Origin of the sequence: Roseateles amylovorans (genome assembly GCF_025398155.2) — a bacterium.
In the GTDB taxonomy this organism is placed as follows: Bacteria; Pseudomonadota; Gammaproteobacteria; order Burkholderiales; family Burkholderiaceae_C; genus Roseateles; species Roseateles amylovorans.
On sequence record NZ_CP104562.2, the window covers coordinates 1,443,907 to 1,466,598 of the forward strand.

The 22,692-nt window shown below is 66.4% G+C and carries 22 protein-coding genes; 13 read left to right on the top strand and 9 right to left on the bottom strand.

Going from position 1 to position 22,692, the window contains the following annotated elements; translation table 11 throughout:
- Positions 1 to 424: 424 nt before the first annotated feature.
- The 8 genes from N4261_RS06235 to N4261_RS06270 all read left to right on the top strand — a co-directional run bounded on the left by N4261_RS06235 (position 425) and on the right by N4261_RS06270 (position 9,655).
- Positions 425 to 1,138, top strand: a complete 714-nt coding sequence (locus N4261_RS06235) for a FliH/SctL family protein (RefSeq protein ID WP_261759340.1) — start codon at positions 425 to 427, stop codon at positions 1,136 to 1,138.
- A gap of 22 nt (positions 1,139 to 1,160) precedes the next feature.
- Entirely contained in the window at positions 1,161 to 1,379 is a 219-nt protein-coding gene (locus N4261_RS06240; RefSeq protein WP_261759341.1) for a hypothetical protein, read from the top strand.
- Entirely contained in the window at positions 1,376 to 3,163 is a 1,788-nt protein-coding gene (gene sctC, locus N4261_RS06245) for a type III secretion system outer membrane ring subunit SctC (RefSeq protein ID WP_261759342.1), read from the top strand. The genes N4261_RS06240 and sctC overlap by 4 nt, the downstream gene beginning before the upstream one ends.
- Before the next feature lie 145 nt (positions 3,164 to 3,308).
- Entirely contained in the window at positions 3,309 to 4,520 is a 1,212-nt protein-coding gene (locus N4261_RS06250) for a hypothetical protein (protein WP_261759343.1), read from the top strand.
- 51 nt (positions 4,521 to 4,571) lie between these two features.
- Positions 4,572 to 6,755, top strand: a complete 2,184-nt coding sequence (gene sctV / locus N4261_RS06255) for a type III secretion system export apparatus subunit SctV (protein WP_261759344.1) — start codon at positions 4,572 to 4,574, stop codon at positions 6,753 to 6,755.
- Between the two features lies 1 nt (position 6,756).
- Positions 6,757 to 7,833, top strand: coding sequence for an FHA domain-containing protein (locus N4261_RS06260; RefSeq protein ID WP_261759345.1), 1,077 nt, complete (start codon positions 6,757 to 6,759; stop codon positions 7,831 to 7,833).
- Positions 7,827 to 9,185, top strand: a complete 1,359-nt coding sequence (locus tag N4261_RS06265) for a FliI/YscN family ATPase (protein ID WP_435532013.1) — start codon at positions 7,827 to 7,829, stop codon at positions 9,183 to 9,185. The genes N4261_RS06260 and N4261_RS06265 overlap by 7 nt, the downstream gene beginning before the upstream one ends.
- Complete coding sequence (locus N4261_RS06270; protein WP_261759347.1) at positions 9,182 to 9,655, top strand: type III secretion protein; 474 nt, start codon at positions 9,182 to 9,184, stop codon at positions 9,653 to 9,655. Before N4261_RS06265 ends, N4261_RS06270 begins: the two co-directional genes overlap by 4 nt.
- A gap of 53 nt (positions 9,656 to 9,708) precedes the next feature.
- On the opposite strand, the gene N4261_RS06275 is transcribed toward N4261_RS06270, so the two are convergent.
- The 9 genes from N4261_RS06275 to N4261_RS06315 form a co-directional block, all read right to left on the bottom strand.
- Entirely contained in the window at positions 9,709 to 10,860 is a 1,152-nt protein-coding gene (locus N4261_RS06275; protein ID WP_261759348.1) for an EscU/YscU/HrcU family type III secretion system export apparatus switch protein, read from the bottom strand.
- Positions 10,857 to 11,648 (bottom strand): type III secretion system export apparatus subunit SctT, encoded by a 792-nt coding sequence (sctT, locus tag N4261_RS06280; protein WP_261759349.1) that lies wholly within the window; start codon positions 11,646 to 11,648, stop codon positions 10,857 to 10,859. Before sctT ends, N4261_RS06275 begins: the two co-directional genes overlap by 4 nt.
- A 29-nt stretch (positions 11,649 to 11,677) precedes the next feature.
- Positions 11,678 to 12,544: a GNAT family N-acetyltransferase gene (locus tag N4261_RS06285; protein ID WP_261759350.1), complete on the bottom strand. Its 867-nt coding sequence runs from the start codon at positions 12,542 to 12,544 to the stop codon at positions 11,678 to 11,680.
- 12 nt (positions 12,545 to 12,556) lie between these two features.
- The gene (locus tag N4261_RS06290; protein ID WP_261759351.1) at positions 12,557 to 13,456 is read right to left on the bottom strand and encodes a hypothetical protein; all 900 of its coding nucleotides are present in this window, start codon (positions 13,454 to 13,456) and stop codon (positions 12,557 to 12,559) included.
- An 8-nt stretch (positions 13,457 to 13,464) separates the two neighbouring features.
- Complete coding sequence (sctJ, locus tag N4261_RS06295) at positions 13,465 to 14,322, bottom strand: type III secretion system inner membrane ring lipoprotein SctJ (RefSeq protein WP_261759352.1); 858 nt, start codon at positions 14,320 to 14,322, stop codon at positions 13,465 to 13,467.
- Positions 14,323 to 14,326: 4 nt separating this feature from the next.
- Positions 14,327 to 14,698, bottom strand: a complete 372-nt coding sequence (locus N4261_RS06300) for an EscI/YscI/HrpB family type III secretion system inner rod protein (RefSeq protein ID WP_261759353.1) — start codon at positions 14,696 to 14,698, stop codon at positions 14,327 to 14,329.
- Positions 14,698 to 15,261 (bottom strand): hypothetical protein, encoded by a 564-nt coding sequence (locus tag N4261_RS06305; RefSeq protein ID WP_261759354.1) that lies wholly within the window; start codon positions 15,259 to 15,261, stop codon positions 14,698 to 14,700. The genes N4261_RS06300 and N4261_RS06305 overlap by 1 nt, the downstream gene beginning before the upstream one ends.
- Before the next feature lie 101 nt (positions 15,262 to 15,362).
- Entirely contained in the window at positions 15,363 to 15,557 is a 195-nt protein-coding gene (locus N4261_RS06310) for a hypothetical protein (RefSeq protein ID WP_261759355.1), read from the bottom strand.
- A gap of 221 nt (positions 15,558 to 15,778) precedes the next feature.
- Positions 15,779 to 15,973 (bottom strand): hypothetical protein, encoded by a 195-nt coding sequence (locus N4261_RS06315; protein ID WP_261759356.1) that lies wholly within the window; start codon positions 15,971 to 15,973, stop codon positions 15,779 to 15,781.
- A gap of 185 nt (positions 15,974 to 16,158) precedes the next feature.
- Here N4261_RS06315 and N4261_RS06320 point away from each other — a divergent pair, with 185 nt between their 5' ends.
- The 5 genes from N4261_RS06320 (at position 16,159) to N4261_RS06340 (ending at position 22,680) form a co-directional block, all read left to right on the top strand.
- Positions 16,159 to 17,622, top strand: coding sequence for a high affinity choline transporter 1 (locus N4261_RS06320; RefSeq protein ID WP_261759357.1), 1,464 nt, complete (start codon positions 16,159 to 16,161; stop codon positions 17,620 to 17,622).
- Positions 17,623 to 17,769: 147 nt separating this feature from the next.
- Entirely contained in the window at positions 17,770 to 18,162 is a 393-nt protein-coding gene (locus tag N4261_RS06325; RefSeq protein ID WP_261759358.1) for an FmdB family zinc ribbon protein, read from the top strand.
- 22 nt (positions 18,163 to 18,184) lie between these two features.
- Entirely contained in the window at positions 18,185 to 18,859 is a 675-nt protein-coding gene (locus tag N4261_RS06330) for a DUF502 domain-containing protein (protein WP_261759359.1), read from the top strand.
- A gap of 195 nt (positions 18,860 to 19,054) precedes the next feature.
- The gene (aspS, locus tag N4261_RS06335) at positions 19,055 to 20,848 is read left to right on the top strand and encodes an aspartate--tRNA ligase (protein ID WP_261759360.1); all 1,794 of its coding nucleotides are present in this window, start codon (positions 19,055 to 19,057) and stop codon (positions 20,846 to 20,848) included.
- A 344-nt stretch (positions 20,849 to 21,192) separates the two neighbouring features.
- Entirely contained in the window at positions 21,193 to 22,680 is a 1,488-nt protein-coding gene (locus N4261_RS06340; protein ID WP_261759361.1) for a hypothetical protein, read from the top strand.
- Positions 22,681 to 22,692: the final 12 nt, after the last annotated feature.

A 22,692-nucleotide genomic window follows, 5' to 3' on the forward strand; every position in this document is an offset into this window, starting at 1 on the left:
GTGATCGGCTGTACGCGGGCGCTGGCGATCGGTTGAATCAAGGGGGCACTTCAGTGCGTGATGCGCTGGAGGCCGGTTCCGTGTGGGTCTTCACGCAGCGCGCGCTGTCTGACCGGGGCATGACGAACCACATGTGAACCGAGGTCGCGGACGGCGGTACTGACGCGCCATGAATCCCCGCTGGATTGCTCATCGATATGGTCTGGCTGACGTGGCGCATCGTCTTGAAGACGAGGATGGCGTGCTCGTTCGCGAATCCCTGGACGTCGTTCGTCAGGCCTCCGCCCTGGTGGATTGCACGCGCCATTCCTGCGCTCGCTTCTTGCGTCGGGCGCGGACCCGGCACCGCGAGCGTGCGCGCCGGGCGCGCGAGGCGCTGCAGGCGCGTGCCGAGACCGTCGAACGTGAGACGCGAATCGCGGTGATGAACGAGGCCGCCACCTTGCTGGGGCAACTCCGCGAGGAGCGCCAGGCCTTGCGCGACACCGTTCATTCCCTTGCGGTGGACGCGGTCCGTCAGGCCGCACGGCGGCTGCTGATGGATGTCCCTGCGGAGTGGCCGACCGCATCCAGTGTGGCGTTGGCCCTGGCGGATTGGCGTGCGCTTGACCTGGCGGACCAGGTGACCCTCAGGGTGCACCCGGAGGACCTGTCCGTCGGCGGGCGCTTCGGGAGCCTTGGGCAGTCACGGCGCTCGACCTGGGCCACCGAAGGTGAGGCGCCAGGTGATGCGACCCGCACCGATGAAGCCATCGCCAAGGGATGGTCGCTCCGCCCCGATCCCACGCTGAAGCGGGGCCAGTGCGTGCTCCGGCATACGGCCGGCAGCATCCACGCCGACTTCTCCGTGAATGTTCTGACGCTTTGTGATGCGTTGGTCTCGCTGGATTGGCTGGACAACACCACTCATGCTGCCGACACCGAACTCAACACCAATGTTGATGTTGATGTCGATGTCGATGCAGCACGGTCCCCCGCTGAGGTGCGCGCCGATCGTCAGCCTGCGGCCGACACCGCGCGGTCGATGCTTGCGATGCCACCCACTCACCCCAGTGCGCCCGAATCGGGCAACGGGGCTGTCGGTCCGGGAATGCTGTCGACGCCTCAAACCGGTTCCAACTCGCCGATCAATTCGTGATCTGAATCAAGGAGTCCTTCCCATGTCTGTCAACGACCCCCTGTCTTCTTTCGTCAACGACTTCGCTCACAAGCATGCGACGTTCGACAAGGACATCCAGGAATCACTCTCCCTGGAGGGCCCAAGCGGCCAGCGCTTCGTCGAGACCGTGCAGAGCATGCAGAGAGAGATGCTGGCGGTTCAGATCAGCTTGCGCACCCGTCACGGCCTGCTCAAGAAGGTCATGAACGAACTGCGATGAAACGCGAGGCGACATCGAAGTGGGCGCCGTTTTGTATCGGCGCCCTGTTGCTGCTGGCGAGTGCCTGCGTCACCCCGGATGCCGGTGCGGTGACGCCGGCCGCCTGGAAGGAGGTCCGCTACAGCTACCGGGCGGACGAGGAGACCACCCTGGGTGCGGTGCTGGACAGCTTCGCCGCTGCCATGGGTCTTCAGTTGCGGCTGTCCGATGAGAAGCTGCGCAGTCGCAAGGTGACGCTCAAGGGGCGCGGCCTTGCGCCTGACCAGTTTCTCGATCAGCTGGCGCAGTCCCAGATGCTGGAGTGGTTCGTCTACCAAGGCGTCCTGCACATTTCGCCGCCGTCGGGCACCGTGACCCAGCGGCTGGAACTGAGCACGCAGTCGGCGGCGAGCGCCCGGCAGGCCTTGATCGGCCTGGGGCTTTTCGAGCAGAAGTTCGGCTGGGGGGAACTCGATACCGACCCGCCGGCCGTGCTGGTCGGGGGGCCCGCCGCGTATGTGGCGCATGTGCGCCGTGCGCTGCGGCCCCCGACAGCACCGCCCGCGGCGCCCAAGGCGGAGCGACCGAAGATGATGGTCTTCCGGCTCAAGCATGCCGTCGCATCGGATCGCCAGATGAGCGTTCGCGGCCAGGTCACCACGAGCCCAGGGCTGGCCACCACCTTGCGGCAGATCTTGTCGGATGGCCGGGACTTGAGCGATGTCGGGCGGGCAACAGGACGAAATGCGGCTGCGTCGCCCTCGACCCCTGTCCAACCGGCAGCGCAGGGCTTCGGCGCGATGCCCGCTCCGATGGGGGCGGGAACCTCTGCGCTGCAGTCACTGCAGGACACCTTGACCGGTCTGAGCAGTGGTGCGCTGCTGGCGTCTCAGTTGCCGGGTGCAGGCAGCGCCGCGGGGCTGGGCGCAATTGCGCCGAGCTCGCCCGCGCCGGCGAGGCGAGCGGCCGCGGTGGCGAATCCGCCTGTGGACGTGCCCGAGAACCATGACCGCCTGCCCGTGGTGGCGGCCTATGCGCCGCTGAACGCCGTGCTGATCTGGGATCTGCCTTCGCGACGCCCGGAGTACGAGGCGTTGATCGCCGATCTGGATCAGGCGGTCCGTCAGGTGGAAATCAACGTCGAGATTCTGGACGTCAACACCAACGCCCTGCGCGACTGGGCGGTGGATCTGACCGCCGGCTCCGGTGCGGCGCGGGTGCAGATCAATCCCGCCGGGACCGTGGGGGCGTCTGCGGGTGAGTCCTCGCAAAACTCGTCGATGGTCCTGTGGGCCACTGACCGCCTGACCCTTCGACTCAGAGCGCTGGAATCCCGAGGTGAGGCCCGTGTGCTGTCCCGACCCTCGCTGCTGACTCAGGACAATGTGGGCGCGGTGTTGGACATGAGCCAGTCGATCAATGTCCGGCTGGTCGGCGAGCGTGCCGTGGACCTGCGCACGGTGACGGCTGGAACGTCGCTGCGGGTCACACCCAGCATCGTGGGTGAAGGCGAGGATGCGACCGTGCGGGTCACGCTCGACATCGAGGACGGTGCCTTGAAGAACACCGACGGTGACCAAGCCAATCCCATGGTCGGCAACAGCGCCGTCAGCACGCAGGCGGTCGTCCGTCAGGGCGAGTCCCTGGTGGTCGGCGGCTATCGGCGACAGAACACCGAGACCGTTCACAGCCGCGTGCCCGGGCTGCATTCCTTGCCGCTGCTGGGCTGGCTGTTTCGCAGTGACAGCGCGGTCACCGACGAGCGCGAGCGTTTGTTCATCCTCACCGCAAGGATCGTCAAGTGAACGCCCTTACCGACCCCGGGGCCGCCACGGTGTGGCCCGCTCCCGCGTGGTGCTGGATGAAGGCCGCGTCGCCTCGATGGGACGTTCCCACTCAGCGCCCCGAGCCTTCGCCTACCCACCCCCACTGAAGTCCACGAGTCATTTCATGACCATCAAATCCGTCTCTGTCGCGCTGGACTATGCCGCCCCGCTCCCAACGGAACCCGTCGTCCAGCAACGGAAAGCCGAGCACCGTCGGCAGGAGCCTGCCCACCCGGATCCCGAACTGCGGCCTGACTGGTTGCGACAGGCCGGCAGCCTCGGCTTGAAGTCGGACAGCTTCGAGGAGATCACGTTTCAGAGCAGCGAGTCCGAGGAAGCCAAACTGCACGACGACGAGCTCGATCGCGGGGTCGAGGGTCGGCAGCGGCTCGAGGCGAGCGTGCCGGTCGAGCAGGTTCGCCAGGTGATGCGGTTGATGGAAAGCAACGACGGCTACATGCACCTGCGCAGCCAGGCGCGGCGCTTCGCCGAGCTGTGGGCCCGGGATCCCCAGGCGGCGCTGGATCACCTGGCCCCGTCGGCCTATCCGCCCGCTCAGCGTTATGCGGTCATCCGGATGGCCGCAGAGCTGATGGAGAAGACCGAGGGCATCCGGGAGCCACAGAAGCTGGCCTTGGTCGAGCAGTTCCAGGCGATCGAGCAATCCGAGGATCCGGCGTTGCGTCGCCTGTTTGCCGCCATGGAAGCGGCCGCACCCAAGGCGGCTTCGCCCAGTGCCGGCTCGCCCACCGATCGCACCTCCTCCTTGATGCAACTGCTGTCTTCGCGACCGACGGCCCGCGTTTTGCTTGACTCGGCGCCAAGTCTGGAAGGGATCGCGGCCTTCAATGAGCAGGCACGGCAGGCGCCGGAGTCGGGCCGCTTCAACAGCCCGTCCGCCGAGGTGGGCATGCTGGTGGGCATGGCCCGCCTGGTGGGCCTGGTTCGAACCATGGGCGAGCACGGTGCCTCGCTGATGACCCAGGCTCGCACACCTGGGGCGGCCAATCCGGCGACCGTGCTCAAGGTGACCCGCGCCTTGTTCGATGTCTGCGGGTCGGCCGCGCCCGCTCCTCTGATGGAAAAGCTGTTCAGCGGATCGCTCCAGGTCACTCGGCTGACAAGGCCCGAGGTGGAGGGCCATCTGCTGAGTCAGATCCCGAAGTTTCCCGAGGCGGTCTGGCTGAACCTGGACACCAAGTCCACGATGCAGAAGGTGCTGCGCGATTCCCTCGGCATGGAATACCGGCGGCAGGGGCTCATCGGACCCACCGGCACACCCGATCGGACCGAGAGTCAACGCGCGCGCCTGCTGCGTCCGGCTGGCAATGATTGACCGACAGCCGCCCCCGCGGCGAAGCCGCTCAGCGCGGCGCGATTGACAGACATGGCAGTTTCCAAATCCTCAAGGGCGGTCGGCACGACCGCTGCACCTCCCCCGGCGCCTGGCGCGCCGAGCCCGAAGTCGGACGGCTACCGGATGCCGCTGGCGCTCTCGCTCGCGGCTCAGATCGCACCGCGCGGGGAGCGGGCGGAGGTGGTGGTCACCATCCTGGTGGTCGCGGTGGTGTTTGCCATGCTGCTGCCCATCCCCACCTGGCTGCTCGACCTGCTGATTGCCGTGAACCTGTGCATGTCCGCGCTGCTGATCGTGCTGGTGCTGCAGGTGCAGAAGACCACCGGGCTGAGCGCTTTCCCGTCGCTTTTCCTGGTGACCACCTTGTTCCGCGTCGCGATCAGCGTGGCCAGCACCCGGCAGATCCTGCTCAACGCGGAGGCCGGGCACATCATCACGGCCTTCGGTGAGATCGTGGTGGGCGGAAACCTGGTGGTGGGTCTGGTGATCTTCCTGGTCCTGACGGCGGTTCAGTTCATCGTGATCACCAAGGGCTCGGAGCGGGTGGCGGAAGTCGGCGCGCGCTTCTCGCTTGACGCGATGCCCGGTCGTCAGATGGCGATCGACATGGAACGCAAGTCGGGCGTCACCACCCAGGAGGAGGCCCGTGCGCAGCGCGATGCCTTGACCGAGGAGAGCCAGTTCTTCGGCGCGATGGACGGCACGATGAAGTTCGCCAAGGGCGATTCCATCGTGGGCATCGTCATTGTGCTGGTCAATCTGATTGGCGGCCTGGCGATCGGCATGTTGCAGCGAGGCATGGAAGCGGGGCAGGCGCTGCAGCTATATGCCATTCTGACCGTCGGCGACGGCCTGGTCGCTCAGATTCCCGCGCTGCTGATGTCGCTGGCCGCTGGCCTGCTGGTCACCCGGGTGGCCAAGCCCACGGGCGGGCACAACATCGGCACGGAACTGACCTCGCAGCTGTTGGCCCAACCCAAGGCCTGGGTGACCGCCAGCGGGGCGATGGTGGCCTTCGGCATGCTTCCGGGGATGCCGCTGCTGGCCTTTGCCACGCTGGCCCTCGCGTCCGCCACCGTGGGTCTGACCGCCATGGCGCGCAACATGCGGAAGAAGAAGGACGCGGAGCGCGCGGTGGCCACCGGCCTTCAGGAGTCCCGGGAATTCTCGGTGGTGCGTCCGTTCCTGCTGCGGCTCAGCGACCGTCTGTCGCCGGAGGTGGCGGCCAAGGCCGTGCAGACCTGCCGCTCTGCCCGCAATGCGCTGGTGACGCGCTTGGGCCTGGTGACGCCGCCGATCTATGCCGACGAAGGACAGCCCCTGGAAGACGCCGACGTGGAGTTCTGCCACGGCGAGGTTCGGGTGTTTGCCCTGTGGCTGAATGAAGACCTGCGCACCTTTTCCTGGATTCACGACGATGGCAGTGGTTTCGACCTGCCTGCCACCCAGGTGGAGATCGGGGCCGGACTGGCAGGCTCCGTGCGCCTGTGGATGGACGAGGCGGCGGTCGCCCAGTTGTCGCCCACCCCTTTCGATGTGCAGGACGTCTGGACGCGATTGAACGGCCTGACCATCGAGAGCCTGATGCGCTATGGACCGAGCTATTTCGGCATTGAGGAAACCCAGAAGATCGTCGCCTGGACCGTACGCGGGGCCGTCGAGCTGGGCAAGGAGCTGGATCGCGCGCTTCCGGTGAGCCGCATGACCGAGGTCTTCCGGCGGCTCCTGGGTGAGCGGGTGAGCGTGCGCAATCTGCCGGTGATCCTGAACAGCCTGATCGAATGGGGGCCGCGTGAACGCGATCCTGCGGTGCTGACGGAGTGCATCCGGGCGGCGCTTCAGCGCGAGATCTGCGAATCCTATGCCGTGCGCCGCGAACTGCGGGTGTTGATGCTGGACAGTGAATTCGAATCGCTGATCCGCGGCGCGATCCGGCAGACCAGCTACGGGGACTTCCTGTCGCTGGATGCAGAGACCACGGACGGCATCCTTGACGAGCTGAGCGCCAGCTATCTGTCGGTGATGGATGGCCACGGTCAGGTGGTGCTGCTGTGCGCCCAGGACATCCGGTCGCATGTCCGCCGGCTGCTGGCCGATCGAATCCCCGAGCTGGGGGTCATCGGCCTGTCGGAGCTTCCCCCCGAATATCGAGTGAATGTGCGCGCTGTCGTGAGCCTGCCCGAACGCGTGGGCGAAGGCGCGGAAATGTATTGACATGGATTCGCGGAATTTCCATCAAGCGCAGTTGGATGACGGGTTCGAGGAACTCGCGTCCGACCATGAGCCCGCGCAGCTTGCGGAAGAAGAATTGCTGGCGTCCGACCACGACGAACTGGAGCTGCGCGTCCTGTCGGGCCTGCAATCGGGCGCCGCCCTGCCCCTGGATGACAGCCTGACCGTCGGCAGCGGGGACGACTGCGATGTGCTGTTGCTGGACAACGGCATCGCGCCGACGCATCTGCAAGTGGCCTGGAGCCCGGACGGCGAACTGACGCTCTACTGCGTGGAGGGCGCTGTCGTCGATGCCTACGGGCACGAGCTGCCCGCGGCATCGCCGCTTCTCACGGACGCGCCGTTCTGTGCGGCAGACGTCTGGCTGGTCGTGCAGCCCCGTGATGAACCCTGGACCCCGTGGACAGGACCAGCCCCCGCCGCTGAGGCCCCCCCTCCGGCCAAACCCGCGCTTGGTGCGCCCGAATCAGAAATTGAACTTCGCGCAGAGCCCCGACCCCGCGCACCGCAGCGGCCGAGATCGAGCTCCGCAGTGGTGCGTGTGCTGGTACTGGGATGCGGCGCCTTGTCGACCCTGCTCGGCCTGGTCGCGTTGCTGACCCAGATGGGCGTCCCTGTGGCGGGCGATGCCTCTGCAGAGCCTGTGGTTCACGCCCCGTGGGCAGGTCACCGTGCCGGCGCGACGGCGCCGACTGGGTTGTCAGGTCCTGCGGCGATGGAAGGTTCCGCTTCCGTGCCGTCCCTGTCCTCCGTCGAGGCTGCGATTCCGGCTCCGGCTCCGGCTCCGGCAGGGCCTACCGGCGCACAGAGGGCTTCGGTGGCGCCCCGCCAGGCGCCAACACGCGCGGGCCCGGTGACCGTGGTCCGCCTGACTGACGACGAGTCGGTGGTGCTTCCGTTCGTGGTGCGCGAGGTGATGCTGGGGCAGCAAAGCCGAGTCACCCTGACCGACGGGCGAGTCCTGCTGCCGGGCGATGAGGTCGCCGGCTGGCGGCTGATGGAGGTGCGGGCCAGCACGCTGGTCTTCAGCGGCGAACAGCGGGTCCAGGTGCCATGGTGAGTCGCGCCACCCCCTTGCGGGCCCGATGGCCGTCATCGGTCGTCGAGGCCATTCAAACCGCCAGTCTGACCCGACACCTCGGCCAGGTGCAGCGGGTTCAGGGCATGCTCATTGAAGGCAGTGTGCCGTCCACCAGCATTGGTGAACTTTGCGAGATCTTTCACCCCGATGCGCCGAAGAAGATCTGGCGCTGCGAGGTGGTGGGCTTCCATGGCAGCCATGTGCTGCTGTCCTCGCTGACGCCCCTTGAGGGGATCTCGGCCGGATGCATGATTCGGCCCTTGCGCGCGGTGCACCATGTCGCGGTGGGCGCGCAGTTGATGGGACGGATTCTGGACGGCTTCGGCGACCCGCTGGACGGCAAGCCGATGTTGCGCGCGGACGAGCCCGGCGTGGCCTTGCGACCGGTGATCGCCGACGCCCCGCCGCCGACCGAGCGCTGGCGGATCAAGGACCGATTCCCCACCGGCGTGCGCAGCGTGGACACCCTGTTGACCGTCGGCCAAGGCCAGCGGATCGGACTGTTTGCCGGTCCCGGTTGTGGCAAGACCACGATGATGGCCGCCGTGGGGCGAGGCAGTCCGGCGGATGTGATCGTCGTCGCCCTGATCGGCGAGCGCGGCCGGGAGGTCCGAGAGTTCACCGAGCATGAGTTCGACGCCGACCTGATGGCGCGCACCGTCATGGTCTGTGCCACGTCGGACCGCACATCGATCGAGCGGGTCCGGGCCGCCTTCACGGCCACCACCATCGCCGAAGGACTGCGGGACCAGGGCTTCAACGTCCTGTTGATGGTGGACTCGTTGACCCGCCTGGCGCGGGCCCAGCGCGAGATCGGCCTGGCCGCCGGTGAAGCGCCCGCGCGGGCCGGCTTCCCGCCCTCGGTCTATGCCTTGCTGCCTCGTCTGATCGAGCGGGCGGGCAACGCGGCCGGCGGGTCGATCACGGCCTTCTATACCGTGCTGCTGGAGGGCGAGCTTCGGTCCGACCCGATCAGCGAAGAGGCTGTGTCGCTGCTGGATGGACACATCGTTCTCTCGCGCAAACTGGCGGAGCAGGGGCTGTACCCCGCCGTCGACGTGCTCGCGAGCCTGAGCCGGGTGATGTCCAACATCGTGCCGCGTGAACAGACTCGGGCGGCGGGGCGGATTCGGGAAGTGCTGTCCGGCTATCGCGACATGGAACTGATGGTGCGTCTGGGCGAGTATCGCGAGGGCGTCGATCCGGCCACCGACAGCATCGTGGCCGACTATCCCAAGGTCATCGACTTTCTGAAGCAGGACACCCGAACGCCGGTGGCGTTTGAGGACAGCCTGGCGCGACTGACGGCGCTGGCCGGACGTGCAGCGTGAGTCCGCTGGACAGCCCTCGTCGGCGTCATCTCTACGAACCCGACACGCCGGCGCCGCCCGATGCGCGGCTTCCCGATGTCAGGAAGATCGCCGCCATCGCAGGGCGACGGGTGATCATGGCCGACATTGAGCTCCGGCGGGCGCAATTGGCAGCGGACAACGCCGCGCATGCCCACGTCCAGGCCGAGCAGGCACTGATGGATCACATCGACTGGGTGGCCGCCGAGCGCAGCCGATTGAGCGAGGAATGCCAACAGGGCACACGCGATGCCGGCGCCCTGCGGCGCTGGCGCCAGCGAGACCAGGCGCTGATCGACAGCGTCGGGCCGATGCGCCAGGCTGTCGACGACCGGTTTCGGGAACTCGAAGACGCCCAGTTGGCGCTTGCCCAGGCGCTGGGCCGCCAGCGGGCCCTGTCCCGTCGCAATGAAAAATACGGCATCCTGATCGAGAAGCTCACCGAAGCCTGAGCGCGCCTCTTGCCTGCCATCGCGGGCAGAACCCGCGATGGCGCCGAACGGCCTCAGAGCCGGATGAACATGGCGTCGCCGAGTTCCTCGTCCACTTCGGCGAGTTCCAGGTCGCTTTCTTCGTCTTGCGCGCGATACGGCGGGGTCAGGATTTCCGGGGCCTGCTTGCGATATTCCTCCATGACACGAAGCAACAGGGCCACCGCCCGATAGGTGATCACAGGGATCTCCTCGCCCGCGCGGCCGCCGGCGTAGAGATGACGGGCCAGCGGGACGTACTTGACGATCGGAATGCCTTCTTCGCGGGCCATCCGTCGCATGGCCAGTGCGTCATCCCCTTCGGCCTTTTTCAGCAGCAGCGGTGCGCGAATGAAGTCGGGATCCAGATGGAGGGACACCGCAATGTGCTGCGGATTCACGACCACCGCGCTCGCCTTGGGTTCGGCTTTTCCGCCACCGGGACTGTCGGACATCGCGATCTCCTGGCCGATCTGCTTGCGCGTGCCCTTGAGCATCGGATCGCCCTCGTTCTGCTTGTAATCGCGCTTGAGTTCGCTGTGGTCCATGCGCATCTTCCGATAGTTCATGTAGCGCTGCAGCAGCACGTCGGTGATGGCCAGGAAGATGAGCACGATGATGCAGTGCCGCTCGACGCTGTGCAGCATCTCCATCGAGAGCGCCCAGCCTTGGGCCGGATCCAGGCGAAAGGTCTGTCCCAGCGTGGGCAGCGCGTCGCGAATCTCCCGGTACGTCACCCAGAGCAGCAAGCCGCCGCGGATCGGACCCAGCACGGCCATCAACAGCTTCTGCGGCGAAACCAGGCTTTTGAGATTGGCGGCCGGATTGAGCTTTTCGAAGCCTTTGGCCAGCGCCTTCGGCGCCACGTTGAATCCTGTCTGGGCCACGGTGAGGAGGGCCACGATCAGGGCGGGAATGATGGCCACCACCATCAGCACCACGAACACCGGCACCAGCGTGCCCCAGGCCCCCTGGAACGACAGGTCCAGCGGAGAGGCGATCGCGCGCAGGGCGGTTTCCAATTGCTCGTTCAGCCACTTCCTCCAGTAGGTCTCGGTGGCAAAGACAAGCTCGAAGACCACCATCAATTTGATGATGCGTGTGGCGTCCTGGCTGACGGCCACCTGGCCGTCCTCGCGCGCCTGCCGGATGCGGGTCGGGGTGGGCGGTAGGGTCTTGTCGCTCATCGCCTCAGGCCCAGCGCGTCGCGCAGTCCTTCCGACCACCAGCCCAACGCGTTTTCGCCCGCGTGCTGGAACACCGAGGGGGCCGTCAGCATCAGGATGAGCAGCGCCATCAGCGTCTTGACCGCCATCGCCGACGAATAGACGTCAAAGCCCTGGACGGCGGTGCTGGTGATGGCGAGGGCGAGCTCGATCAGCAGCAACAGCAGGAGCGCCGGTGCGGCCAGGAGCAGGGCGTCGGTGACCGAGCCCGCCAAGGCCTGGAGAATGCTTTCGCGGGCTGCCGGCCCCAGGTCGGGCAGCAACTGCATGATGGACCAGGCGCTGTAGCTGTCGATCAGGACGCTCCACATCGTCTGGAGCATGCCCCACTGGATCAGCAAGGCCACCAGAGCCCGCTCCGACAGTTCGCCCAGCAGGGTCGCGTCCGCCTGAAGCGACGGATTGACCTGTTGGGCCGCGTTCGCGCCGCGCTGGTTGTCGATCAAGGTCCCCATGCCGCGAACGGCCCAGAACGGCGTCGCCACCAGCATGCCCAACAGCGCACCGAGGACGGCTTCCTTGAGCGCATACGCCACGGTCAGTGGCATCGAGATTGGATGGTCGACGAGCGTCGGCCAGAGCGCCCAGGCGGTCGGCAGGCTCCAGGCCAGGCAGATGGCGGAACGGATGAGTCCGTTGGTCTGCTGCCTGGTCAGGAAGGGCACGAACAAGATCAGTCCCACCACGCGTGCGAGCGCCAAGCCCAGCGCCTGGGCCAGGAGGATGAGGTCGGGCGAGGTGAAGGGCATGGTGTGGCACGCGGCGGGGGCTCGCCCGCTCAGGTGGTGGTCTCTCGGCGGCGCACGGCAAGGGAGGCCATCACGGGTGGGCGCGGGGCCTCGCCCAAGACAGTGCTGGGTTCGCCGCTGCGGCCGTCGCAGGCGGGGACGTTGCGCTTGCCGCGGGTGTCCGCGTCTGCATCACTTTCGGCATCGGCATCGGCACCGGCACCCATGTCGGCACCCATGTAGGCATCGGCATTGGCCATGGTGCCCAACGAGCGCCCCCCGTCAGCCTCGGCGATACGCTGAGCGCGCAGCCGCTCGATGCGGCTGTATCGCTCATTCAGCCGGGTCATGTAGGTTTGCCATTCGGGATCGTCCACGCGGCAACCCCAGATCTCCAGATCATGGGCCTGCGCGCCATAGCGGACGATGCCGGGCAGCAGGCCCCACCGCTTGAGCCGGCAAGCACGAACCATGGACAGGCTGCGCCGGTTTCCGCCCAGAATCCAGCAGGTCAGGGTGTCGAAGCCGTGCCGGACGATCTCCGGATGGACGCGTCGGGCCATCAACATGGCCGCACCCGTGCCGTGCCATTCGCGCGCGACATAGATCCACAGATCACCGGTGGTTCCACAAGCGGAGCTGCCCCAGGCGATGGCCCGCAGATAGGCCCAACCGACCACCTCCTCGCTGGACGCGCCGTCGTCGCCCGGCCCGTGCGGCCCCGGCCGAGTCAGGACCCAGAGCGGCCACCGGTGCCGGGTCGACTCACGCATGCAGTGCCGCATGTTGTCGACGCTGGCTTCAGTCAGGGTGGGCGAATGGCCACCCCCTTGCACCGATTCGTTGTAGATGCGGCTCATGGCGGCGGCATCCTGGGGTTGGGCTCGCCGCCAAGTGAGTGCGGACAATAGTTTCATGGTTGGGGCAGGTTAGAGGAGTGCGCTGCTGTGCCAGAGCCGCCAGGCCTGTCGCCGCAACGCGGTGGCGGCGTCCGGCAAGACCGTCGCACCGTGGGGGGCGATGCCGCCTGACAGGTCCGGCGCGAGGCGAAGGCGCAGGCGGGACCAGGCGCCAGGCACTCGTTCGTCGATCAGCTGGGCCATCAGGGGGAGCGCCCAGCGCTGAAGAGCGGGTTCGGAGTTGTCGATCGGCGCGTCCGAGAGTGTCAGCAGCGGCCGTGCGCGTGCCTGACGCAAGGCATCCCGCCATGGCGAGGCATCGGCGCTGGCCTCCGGGCTGAAGAGCCGGGCCAGTTGCTCTCGCGCTTGCGACATGCAGTGGCTGACATAGCCGACGCGACCGATGGCGATGGCCGCGCGTGCCAGCCGCGGACCGGACAGAGGCAGTGCGCGAAGGTCCATGGGCATGCCGGTGTGCCATTCCCGCGGCAGGCCGATGCGGTCGTCAATCTGATGCCGCCTGCAGAACCAGGGGTAGCCCAGGCGAAGACTGGGACTGGCTCGCCTGAACTTCGCGGCCCAGGGGTCTTGCTCGGCCATCATGTCCAGCCATTCGGGATGAGCGTCCACCCAAGGCTCGTGCCAGAGGCGCCACCACGCCGCCTCTGCCGTCACCACCCGGGGCGCGGCAGGGGCGGCGAGGGCGTCATCGGGCCGCAGGGGAGGGCGACGCTCGCCATCACGATGAATGTCGCCGTGACAGTCACTGTCACTGACACTGACACTGACACGATGACTGTCGACATGGCGCCCTCGTGGGGCCTCTTCGTCGGTGTCGACGCGATCATCGCGCTCGTCGTGGATCTCGTCATCGATGGGCGCATCCGCAATGTCGTCGCGTTCGGTGCCCCTGGCGTTCGTGTAGGCCATCGGCTAGCTCACTCCACCGTGTCGTGCGACGTTCGGGTGGTGGCGGACTGCATCCGACGCTGCCAAAGCAGCCATGCCGAGGGCAGGCCGATGCCCAGCACCACCGCAGCAATGCCGATCAGCCAGCCTTGAATGGAACCGGCCGGCAGGCGGTCGGACGCGCTCGTCGCCTGGACGGGATGCGCCGCGGGCATCCGCTCGGACGGGACGAAGACGACGGCCACTTTGTCCGGCGCATCGGCCAGCCCTGGAATGCTGGCCAGCACCAACTTGCGGATACGCGCTTCGTACAGTGTGGTGTCCCACCCCACGACATGCTTGATCAGGATGGAGCAGGAGGACGGCATCACCGGCTCGCCGGGGACAACGCGCTGAGGCAGGACGGGATGCACGCGGGCGGCCACCACACCGTCGATCTGCGACAGGGTGCTCTCCAGTTCCTGCGACAGGGCATGGATGAACCGGGCTCGCTCCTCGGTGGGCGTGGAGATCATGCCGTCCTTCTTGAAGATGTCACCCATCCGGCTGAAGGTGTCTCGAGGCAGCCCGGCAGCTTGCAGGATGGTCACCGCCTGGGCGAAGTCCTTCTTGGGGATGTTGACCGCGAACAGCTGCTTGCCGTTGGGGGACTTGACCGCCTTCAGGCCGTGGATGTCGAGTTCGGCGGTGACTTCATTGGCATCGCGCTCGCTCAGGCCACCGTAGAGTTCGATGGATGGGCTGCAGCCCGACAGCGCCAGGCAGCAGGCGCCGGCACACAAGACGATGCGGGCAGCCGAGCGGGTCCGGCTGAAGGCATGGCGTCGCATGTTGTCGACGCGATCCGCCACGCGGGCCAGGATCTGGCGGACAGGGACGCTGCGCATCGGGTCAGGACAGTTTGGTGAGTTGGTCGACGGCCGACACCGTCTTGCCCACCACTTTGGCGACGATGTCGCTCTGCGTGCTCATGTCCAGCATGCGGGCTGTGATGGCGGGGACGTCGCGCGTGTTGCCGCTGCGAAGCATCTGGTTGAGCCGGTTCGCGAGGTGGCGGCGTTCGACCCCCGGCCCCCCGAGGACATCCGAGAGTCCCTGGACATCCTGCGGCGAACGGTGTCGAGCTGCGACCAGGCTGCCTTCGATGCCACCGACTTCAGCCACTGCACGGGCAAATGCCGAGGTGGCAGCGGACGGCGTCGGCGTGGAGACGGTAGGCAGATGGGGCAGGACCACCCGGTTTGGAATGGGGGCGCTGGCCATTACCCATTCCCCAGCGCGAGGTTCAGGTCGATCAGGGTGATGCGTTTGGCCGTGTCGATCAGGTCGCGCATGAACGGCGTGTCGGCGGGCAAGTGTTCGAAGCCGGCGTGGATGGCATCGTAGATTTCCGAGCCTGTCGCGACGCCGGAGTTCATGCATTCCTTGTAGAGCGTCATGGCACGTGCCATGGTCTCGATGTCTTCGGGCGAAGACTCTTCGGTGGCGAGCGCGCGAACCGACGGGTCTGGTGCGATGTCGCCCATACCCTGATCCTTCGCCTGGCGCAACATGTCGGCGAGGTCGAGTTCCTGGGGAATGTTTTCTTGTGCCGAACGCAGGACCTGCATGAGTCGGCCGACCGCCTGGTCCAGAACCAGGCTGTCCCGTCCAATGGGTGTGCAGGATTGTTCGAGGAATTCGGTCCAGGTGGCGGCGGCCTCCGGTGCGGCGAAGACCTCCGGATGGTTGTCCATGAAGGTGACGATGCAGTGGCGTTTTTCGGAGGCGGTATCGACTTCGGTCGCGGCAGACGCGACCGGTTGCTCGTAGGTGGCGATAGACATGATGGCGAGTGAGGGTGAGCACCTTCGTCGGCGTGGCCGCTCAGCAGGGCTCATGACAATGAAAAGGGCCCTGGCACATGCGCCAGGGCCCCGACGCACGATCAATAGAAGCTCGGCATGCCCATCATGGCGTGCCCCATGAACATGGAGGCCATCGAGCCGCCCATCATGCCCATCATTCCGCCCATGCCCATGCCCATGCCCATCCCCATGCCGATACCCATGCCCATGCCCAGGCCCATGCCGTGGCTGGGATCACAGTTGTGGTACGTGATGTTGGTGGTGCTTCCGCTCATGATTGATTTCCTTTCAGTGATATGGAGAGTGATGCATCGGCGGTCTTGCGACACGAGCCGATGCTCGGGAGAGATGCCCGGTATCAGCCGAGCAGTAAAAAAAGAACAAATGCAGACATGCAGACATGCAGACATGCAAGACATGCAAGACATGCAAGACATGCAAGACTGCAGAGGTGCAGAGGTTCGAGAAGACTGGCCGAAAGGGCCGTCTCGATCGATCAGATCTGCACCATGCCCACCAGCTTCGCGACGGAATTGGTGACCCCCTGAGCGACTTCATTCTTCTTCGCGTTCAGTTGGTCCTGGGCAGCCTGCTTATGCAGAACAGCTTGGTCCCATTGGGACTGGAAATTCGTCTGTTCCTGCATTTGCTGGGCAAAAGGGTTGTGGCCCCCGGTAAGTGATCCGGCCATGGATGGCTCCTGTTGAATCTGGTTGCACAACTTGCGATGCGGGGATCGCAGCGCGGGCCTTCAGTTGCCGATGGAATTGCGGTGGTTCCGTCGATCCGGACTGATCCCGGGGAGGGCGTGTCGCCGGATCCTGGATAATCCGCGCGCTTTTTCCGTCCGTTCACTTGCACCCAAGGCCCGACGCCATGCTGCTGACCCTGGTCATCCTTTACCTACTTGTCACCATCGCGATCGGCCTGTGGGCCGCCAAGCGGGTGAAGAACACGGCGGACTTCGCCATTGCCGGCCGACATCTGCCCCTGGTGATGATCGTGACCACCACGTTCGCGACCTGGTTTGGTTCGGAGACCGTGTTGGGGATTCCCGCCAAATTTGTCCAAACCGGACTCAATGGCGTGGTCGAGGATCCGTTCGGTGCGGGCTCCTGCCTGATCCTGGTGGGTCTGTTCTTCGCGGCGAAGCTCTACCGGATGACCCTGCTGACCATCAGCGACTATTACCGCGAGCGTTACGGCCGGGTGGTCGAGGTGGTGTGCAGCTTCATCATCATCCTGTCCTACCTGGGTTGGGTGTCGGCGCAGGTCACGGCGCTGGGCCTGGTGTTCAACCTGCTGTCCGGCGGCGCGATCAGCATTCCGGTGGGCATGGTCATCGGTACGGCCTCCATCCTGGCCTACACCTTGTTTGGCGGCATGTGGTCGGTGGCGGTGACCGATTTCCTGCAGATGATCATCCTCGTGGTGGGTCTCTCGATCATTGCCTGGTTCGCGGCGGAGAGCGCCGGCGGCGCGGACAAGGTCATCGCGCTGGCGTCCAGCCAGGACATGTTCAAGTTCCTCCCGGCGCCGAACTTCCACGACATCGTCTTCTTCCTTGGCGCGGCGATCACGATGATGCTGGGTTCGATTCCGCAGCAGGACGTGTTCCAGCGGGTGATGTCGGCCAAGGATGTGAAGGCCGCGACGCGCGGACCGGTGATCGGTGGCATCAGCTACATCCTGTTTGCTTTCGTGCCGATGTTCATCGTGGTGAGCGCGCTGATCATCATGCCGGAGGAGGCCAAGCGGCTGATCGCGGAGGATCCGCAGAAGGTCATCCCGACGCTGGTGATCGAGCGCATGCCCTTTGTGATGCAGGTGATCTTCTTTGGGGCGCTGCTGTCCGCGCTGAAGTCGACCGCATCGGCCACACTGCTGGCGCCATCGGTGACCTTTGTGGAGAACATCTGGCGTCAGTTCTTCCCGCGTGTGTCCGACAAGCAGGAACTTCGCACGATGCGGATCGCGGTGCTGGTGTTCTCGGTCTGCGTCTGCGGCTATGCGATGGCGCTGGAGGGCACCTCGATCTATGAAATGGTGTCGGCGGCCTATCAGGTGACGCTGGTCGGCGCCTTCGTGCCGCTGGTTTTCGGCCTCTACTGGAAGCGCGCGACGACGCAGGGCGCGATTTTGGCGATCGCGTTGGGCACCATCACCTGGCTGCTGTTCCTGCTGACCCCGGCCGGCGAGCAGTTCCCGGCGCAGTTGGCGGGCTTCCTGGCCGGCATCGTGGGCATGTTGCTGGGCTCGTTGGGCCCTCAGGCCATCCGCAATGTGCAGGGATCCCACCATCGGCTGGTGGGTGCTGAGGACGGTTCGCGCGCGGCTTGACCCCCGCAAGGGGCCGTCATCCGGATGTCCCCGCCATTGGCGCGCCAGCAACGGACCGGGCCGTGGGCGGCCGGGCTTGGTCACGCGGCTGAGGGGCAACCGGGCGCCTCTCTATATAATTTCGGGTTTTTGACCCTGGCCACCACCATGCCGATCTACGCTTACCGCTGTGGCGCCTGCGGACACGCCAAGGACGTGCTGCAGAAGCTGTCTGACGCTCCGCTGACCACCTGCCCGGCCTGTGGCGCGGAAAGCTTTTCGAAGCAAGTCACCGCCGCCGGCTTCCAGCTCAAGGGCTCGGGCTGGTATGTGACCGACTTCCGAGGCGGTTCCGGCGGTGCCGGTGCGGCCCCGGCCGCTGGTGTTGCGACGGGTGCAGCGACTGGTGCAGCGGGGGGCGCTGTCGCTGCAGGCGGCGCGGCCTCGGAAACGACTGCCGGCGCCAGCGCCGGCGGTTCCGGCACGTCGGACAGCACCTCCGGCGGCGCCAGCGCTTCGGGCGGAGGCACGCCCTGCGGCGGCTCCTGCGCCTGTCATTGAGGAACGAGGGCCGGACCCAGGCATGAGAAAGTACATCATCACCGGCCTGCTGGTCTGGCTACCGCTCGCGATCACCGTCTGGGTGCTGCTGTGGGTGCTGGGCATCATCGACGGCGTCTTCACCTGGCTGCTCTCCGCCGTGCAAACGGTGCTGCCGGTTTCTGCCCCCTGGTTGAAGCAACTTCATCAGATTCCCGGCCTGGGCGTGGTTGTGCTGGTCGCGGCGCTGATGCTGACCGGCATGTTCGTCGCGAACATCTTCGGCCAGTGGTGGTTCCGGCAATGGGACCGGCTGCTGTTCAAGATCCCCATCGTCAAGAGCATCTACAGCTCGGTCAAGCAGGTCTCGGACACGCTGTTCTCTTCCAGCGGCAATGCATTCCGTGAGGCGGTGCTGGTCCCTTACCCGCATCCTCATTCCTGGACCATCGCCTTTGTCACCGGCAAGCCCAGCGGCGAAGTGGCGGACCAGCTCGGCACGCTCAGCGGCGCCGCGCCGGACGAACATGTCAGCCTCTACGTCCCGACCACCCCGAACCCCACCTCCGGCTTCCTGCTGATGATGCCCCGTGCGCAGCTCCGTCCGTTGGGCATGAGCGTGGACGAGGCGCTCAAGTACATCATCTCGATGGGCGTGGTCGCCCCGCCTCCGGGCGATGCCACCCTGGTGCTGCCGAACGAGCCTGCCCGAAATTGACCGGGTTGAGCGCCTCGGCAAGCGCTCAGCCCTGAGGGTCCCCGGACCCCGCCAGCGCCTTCATTGGCCTGCGCCCTTCCCGGGCCGGGCCGCCGGGTCCTGAGGCATTGAAGCCTGGGGCCCGTGCCAGGCGACCGCCAGCACCTCGTGGTGGGCCCCTGGTCCCTGTACATCCCAGATTTTCGGAGAGATCCCATGCGTACCTGCTATGCCGGCCAAGTCAGCGAAAAGCTGCTGGACCAGACCGTGACCCTGATGGGCTGGGCCCATCGCCGCCGTGACCATGGCGGCGTGATCTTCATCGACCTGCGCGATCGCGAAGGCCTGGTGCAGATCGTCTGCGATCCCGATCGCGCCGACATGTTCAAGGTGGCGGAGGAAGTCCGCAACGAGTTCTGCCTGAAGGTCGTCGGCAAGGTCCGCGCGCGGCCGACCGGCACCGAGAACGGCAACCTGGTCAGCGGCAAGATCGAAGTCCTGTGCCATGAGCTGGAAGTGCTGAACCCGTCGGTGACGCCCCCGTTCCCGCTGGACGACGAGAACATCTCCGAGACCACCCGCCTGACGCACCGGGTGCTGGATCTGCGCCGCCCGTACATGCAGAACAACCTGATGCTGCGCTACCGCGTGGCGATGGAAGCGCGCAAGTTCCTGGACGAGCAAGGCTTCGTCGACATCGAAACCCCGATGCTGACCAAGAGCACGCCCGAAGGCGCGCGGGACTACCTGGTCCCGTCGCGGGTGCATGACGGCATGTTCTTCGCGCTGCCCCAGTCCCCGCAGCTGTTCAAGCAGCTGCTGATGGTGGCGGGCTTCGATCGCTACTACCAGATCACCAAGTGCTTCCGTGACGAGGACCTGCGCGCCGACCGCCAGCCCGAATTCACCCAGATCGACATCGAGACCAGCTTCCTGAACGAGGAAGAGATCCGCGCGATGTTCGAAGGCATGATCCGCCACGTCTTCCGCAAGGCGCTGGATGTGGAACTGGGCGACTACCCGGTGATGAAGTATGCGGAGGCGATGTACCGCTTCGGCTCCGACAAGCCCGACCTGCGCATCAAGCTCGAGTTCACCGAGCTGACCGATGTGATGGGCGATGTCGACTTCAAGGTGTTCTCCACGCCGGCGACCACGCCTGGTGGCCGTGTGGTCGCGCTGCGCGTGCCCGGCGGCGCCCAACTCAGCCGTGGCGAGATCGACAGCTACACCGAGTTCGTGAAGATCTACGGTGCCAAGGGCCTGGCCTGGATCAAGGTCAATGAAGTGGCCAAGGGCCGCGAGGGCCTGCAGTCGCCGATCGTCAAGAACCTGCACGACAAGGCGGTGGCGGACATCCTGGCGCGCACCGGCGCGCAGGACGGCGACCTGATCTTCTTCGGTGCCGACAAGTCCAAGGTCGTCAACGACGCCATCGGCGCCCTGCGCCTGAAGGTCGGCCACAGCGAGTTCGGCAAGACCCACGGCCTGTTCGAGGACAAGTGGGCCCCGCTGTGGGTGGTCGACTTCCCGATGTTCGAGCAGGACGAGGAAAACAACCGTTGGGCCGCCGTGCACCATCCGTTCACCGCGCCCAAGGACGGGCATGAGGATTTGATGGTGACGGATCCCGGCAAATGCGTGGCCAAGGCCTACGACATGGTGCTCAACGGCTGGGAACTGGGCGGCGGTTCGGTGCGTATTCACCGTGCGGATGTCCAGGCCAAGGTCTTCGAGGCGCTCAACATCAGCCCGGAGGAACAGCGCATCAAGTTCGGCTTCCTGCTGGACGCGCTGCAATACGGCGCTCCGCCGCATGGCGGCCTGGCCTTCGGCCTGGACCGTCTGGTCACGCTGATGACCAAGGCCGAGTCCATCCGTGACGTGATCGCCTTCCCCAAGACCCAGCGTGCCCAGTGCCTGCTGACGGGCGCGCCGTCCAACGTCGACGAAAAGCAGCTGCGCGAGCTGCACATCCGTCTGCGCAACCCCGGCGCAGCGACGGCTTGATCGGGCGGGTCTCGATCGGAGCGGTTGCCCTATCGGGCGCTGTCGATCAATGACCTGAAGCGCAGCCTCGAAGCGAACGCCCCGGCGGAGTGATCCGCCGGGGCGTTTGTCATGGCGGGCGCTCCCGTCCATGCCGCGCATCTGCTGGCTGAAATCAGGTCAGGAGCGGCGTGGGGTCGACCGGCGTGCCCGTTATGCTTCGAACTGATGCAGCCCCAGGCTGCGGTTGAGACGACGGGAGTGAGATGGCGACGGATGGGCAGGCGGCCAAGGCCGACAAGGCAGACAAAGGCGGGCCGAGGGCCCGGCCGACAGGCGGGCGACGCGAGAACGACGTCCCGGCGTTGACGTGGCCGCAACCGTTGAAGCGCTGGGAGCGCTTGGTGATGCGCCGCCCGGGGCTGGCCTATTCGCGCCTGCAGGCCGTGATGGCCCAGGACACCGAGCCGCCGTTCCAGGCGTTGCTCGGGGCCTTCTTCATTCTCGAACGCTGGGGCCGAGGACCGGAGCTTCAAGGTGCATTGGAAAGCGCGCTGCTTCGCGCGCGACAGCATCGCCTGCTGGAGGAGGCGGCCGAGCTCAGTGAGGCGCTGGGTCGGCTCCATTACCAGCGCGGCGACTACGTCCAGGCCTGCAACGTCTGGAGCCAGACCTTGGAGCTGGCGGACGATGAAACCCGCTGGGCCTGCTTGGCGCGCATCGGTCTGGCGCATCTGTGCTTTGCGCTGGGCGATTGGGCGCGCGGCGGACGGGTGCTGGATCAGGCGGAACTGCACTACCCGCAACTGGCCGACGATGCCTATCTTCGCGCCAAGATCGCTTTGAACCGGGCGGTCGCCCTGCGCGCGACGCAGGGCCCGCAGGCGGCATTGCCGCGGTTGGATGAAGCGCGTGCGGCGGCGCGCGAGGCGGGCCATCGAGACTATGAAGCCGAGGCCATCTGGCACCTGGCCCGCTGTGCCCGTGACAGTGGGGCGGCCGGCGAGGCCCTGGCGCTGGCCGTCCAGGCTGAGGAGCTGGCCAGTCGCTGCCACTACCGCTGGCTGCAGGCGCAGACGCTGCTGCTGATCTCGGAATTGCGGCCCGGCACCGAGGCCATCCCACCGGCCGAGCAGGCCTTGCTGCTGGGCGAGGCACTCCAGTCGCGGGCCGTCCAGGCCGCGGCGCATGGGCGGCTCAGCCAGCTGATGGCCGAGCAGGCGCAGTTGGGTCCGAGCTGGTACCACCAGCAGCAGCGCCAGCGGCTGGAGGCGACCCTCGTCCAAACCGAACTCCCGGCCAGGTTGGAGCAGTTGGCGCGCTTCGACACCGATCCGCATGGCGCGGACGCCCTCCTGTTGTCGCTTGGCCGTGCCGACGCGCCGGCGTCGTCCATGGCGGATGTCGACCGCCATTGGCAACGCGCTCGACCGCCCCTGAAGGCCGCGCTCAGCCTGTCCATGCTGGAGGTCAGCTGGAAGGCGCCTTTGCCGGGCCGTGGCCGGACCTTGCCCTACGATCCACCGCAAGTTCTGGAGCTCCCCCTGCACCAGCCTGACGGGGAGGCGATCGGTGTGTTGCGTCTGGAACGTCCGGTGGGCGTGCCTTGGTCGCGTGCCGATCGAAGTCGGGCGACGCGCGTGGCAGGGTGGCTGGAACGGCTCGTCGCGCAGGCGGCCAGCGCTTCGCCCGCGCCCATGCGGGATGCGCCGATGCCCGAGGACACTGGGCAGCAAGCGCGGGTCCTGCTGAGCGAGCTGGAGCGACTTCGTGCCAGCGTCGGTCCGCTGGAGCCGATCGACCTGGCTGACGCGCTGCTCGCCGCTCGCCGGCTGGTCGATCGCCTCGGATAAACCCCTTCCCGA

What these genes read in the sequence shown, in the direction of transcription:
- N4261_RS06235 (WP_261759340.1), top strand. Translation starts at nt 425, where the DNA reads ATGAACGAGGCCGCCACCTTGCTGGGGCAACTCCGCGAGGAGCGCCAG.
- N4261_RS06240 (WP_261759341.1), top strand. Translation starts at nt 1,161, where the DNA reads ATGTCTGTCAACGACCCCCTGTCTTCTTTCGTCAACGACTTCGCTCAC.
- sctC (WP_261759342.1), top strand. Translation starts at nt 1,376, where the DNA reads ATGAAACGCGAGGCGACATCGAAGTGGGCGCCGTTTTGTATCGGCGCC.
- N4261_RS06250 (WP_261759343.1), top strand. Translation starts at nt 3,309, where the DNA reads ATGACCATCAAATCCGTCTCTGTCGCGCTGGACTATGCCGCCCCGCTC.
- sctV (WP_261759344.1), top strand. Translation starts at nt 4,572, where the DNA reads ATGGCAGTTTCCAAATCCTCAAGGGCGGTCGGCACGACCGCTGCACCT.
- N4261_RS06260 (WP_261759345.1), top strand. Translation starts at nt 6,757, where the DNA reads ATGGATTCGCGGAATTTCCATCAAGCGCAGTTGGATGACGGGTTCGAG.
- N4261_RS06265 (WP_435532013.1), top strand. Translation starts at nt 7,827, where the DNA reads ATGGTGAGTCGCGCCACCCCCTTGCGGGCCCGATGGCCGTCATCGGTC.
- N4261_RS06275 (WP_261759348.1), bottom strand. Translation starts at nt 10,860, where the DNA reads ATGAGCGACAAGACCCTACCGCCCACCCCGACCCGCATCCGGCAGGCG.
- sctT (WP_261759349.1), bottom strand. Translation starts at nt 11,648, where the DNA reads ATGCCCTTCACCTCGCCCGACCTCATCCTCCTGGCCCAGGCGCTGGGC.
- N4261_RS06285 (WP_261759350.1), bottom strand. Translation starts at nt 12,544, where the DNA reads ATGAAACTATTGTCCGCACTCACTTGGCGGCGAGCCCAACCCCAGGAT.
- N4261_RS06290 (WP_261759351.1), bottom strand. Translation starts at nt 13,456, where the DNA reads ATGGCCTACACGAACGCCAGGGGCACCGAACGCGACGACATTGCGGAT.
- sctJ (WP_261759352.1), bottom strand. Translation starts at nt 14,322, where the DNA reads ATGCGCAGCGTCCCTGTCCGCCAGATCCTGGCCCGCGTGGCGGATCGC.
- N4261_RS06300 (WP_261759353.1), bottom strand. Translation starts at nt 14,698, where the DNA reads ATGGCCAGCGCCCCCATTCCAAACCGGGTGGTCCTGCCCCATCTGCCT.
- N4261_RS06305 (WP_261759354.1), bottom strand. Translation starts at nt 15,261, where the DNA reads ATGTCTATCGCCACCTACGAGCAACCGGTCGCGTCTGCCGCGACCGAA.
- N4261_RS06310 (WP_261759355.1), bottom strand. Translation starts at nt 15,557, where the DNA reads ATGAGCGGAAGCACCACCAACATCACGTACCACAACTGTGATCCCAGC.
- N4261_RS06315 (WP_261759356.1), bottom strand. Translation starts at nt 15,973, where the DNA reads ATGGCCGGATCACTTACCGGGGGCCACAACCCTTTTGCCCAGCAAATG.
- N4261_RS06320 (WP_261759357.1), top strand. Translation starts at nt 16,159, where the DNA reads ATGCTGCTGACCCTGGTCATCCTTTACCTACTTGTCACCATCGCGATC.
- N4261_RS06325 (WP_261759358.1), top strand. Translation starts at nt 17,770, where the DNA reads ATGCCGATCTACGCTTACCGCTGTGGCGCCTGCGGACACGCCAAGGAC.
- N4261_RS06330 (WP_261759359.1), top strand. Translation starts at nt 18,185, where the DNA reads ATGAGAAAGTACATCATCACCGGCCTGCTGGTCTGGCTACCGCTCGCG.
- aspS (WP_261759360.1), top strand. Translation starts at nt 19,055, where the DNA reads ATGCGTACCTGCTATGCCGGCCAAGTCAGCGAAAAGCTGCTGGACCAG.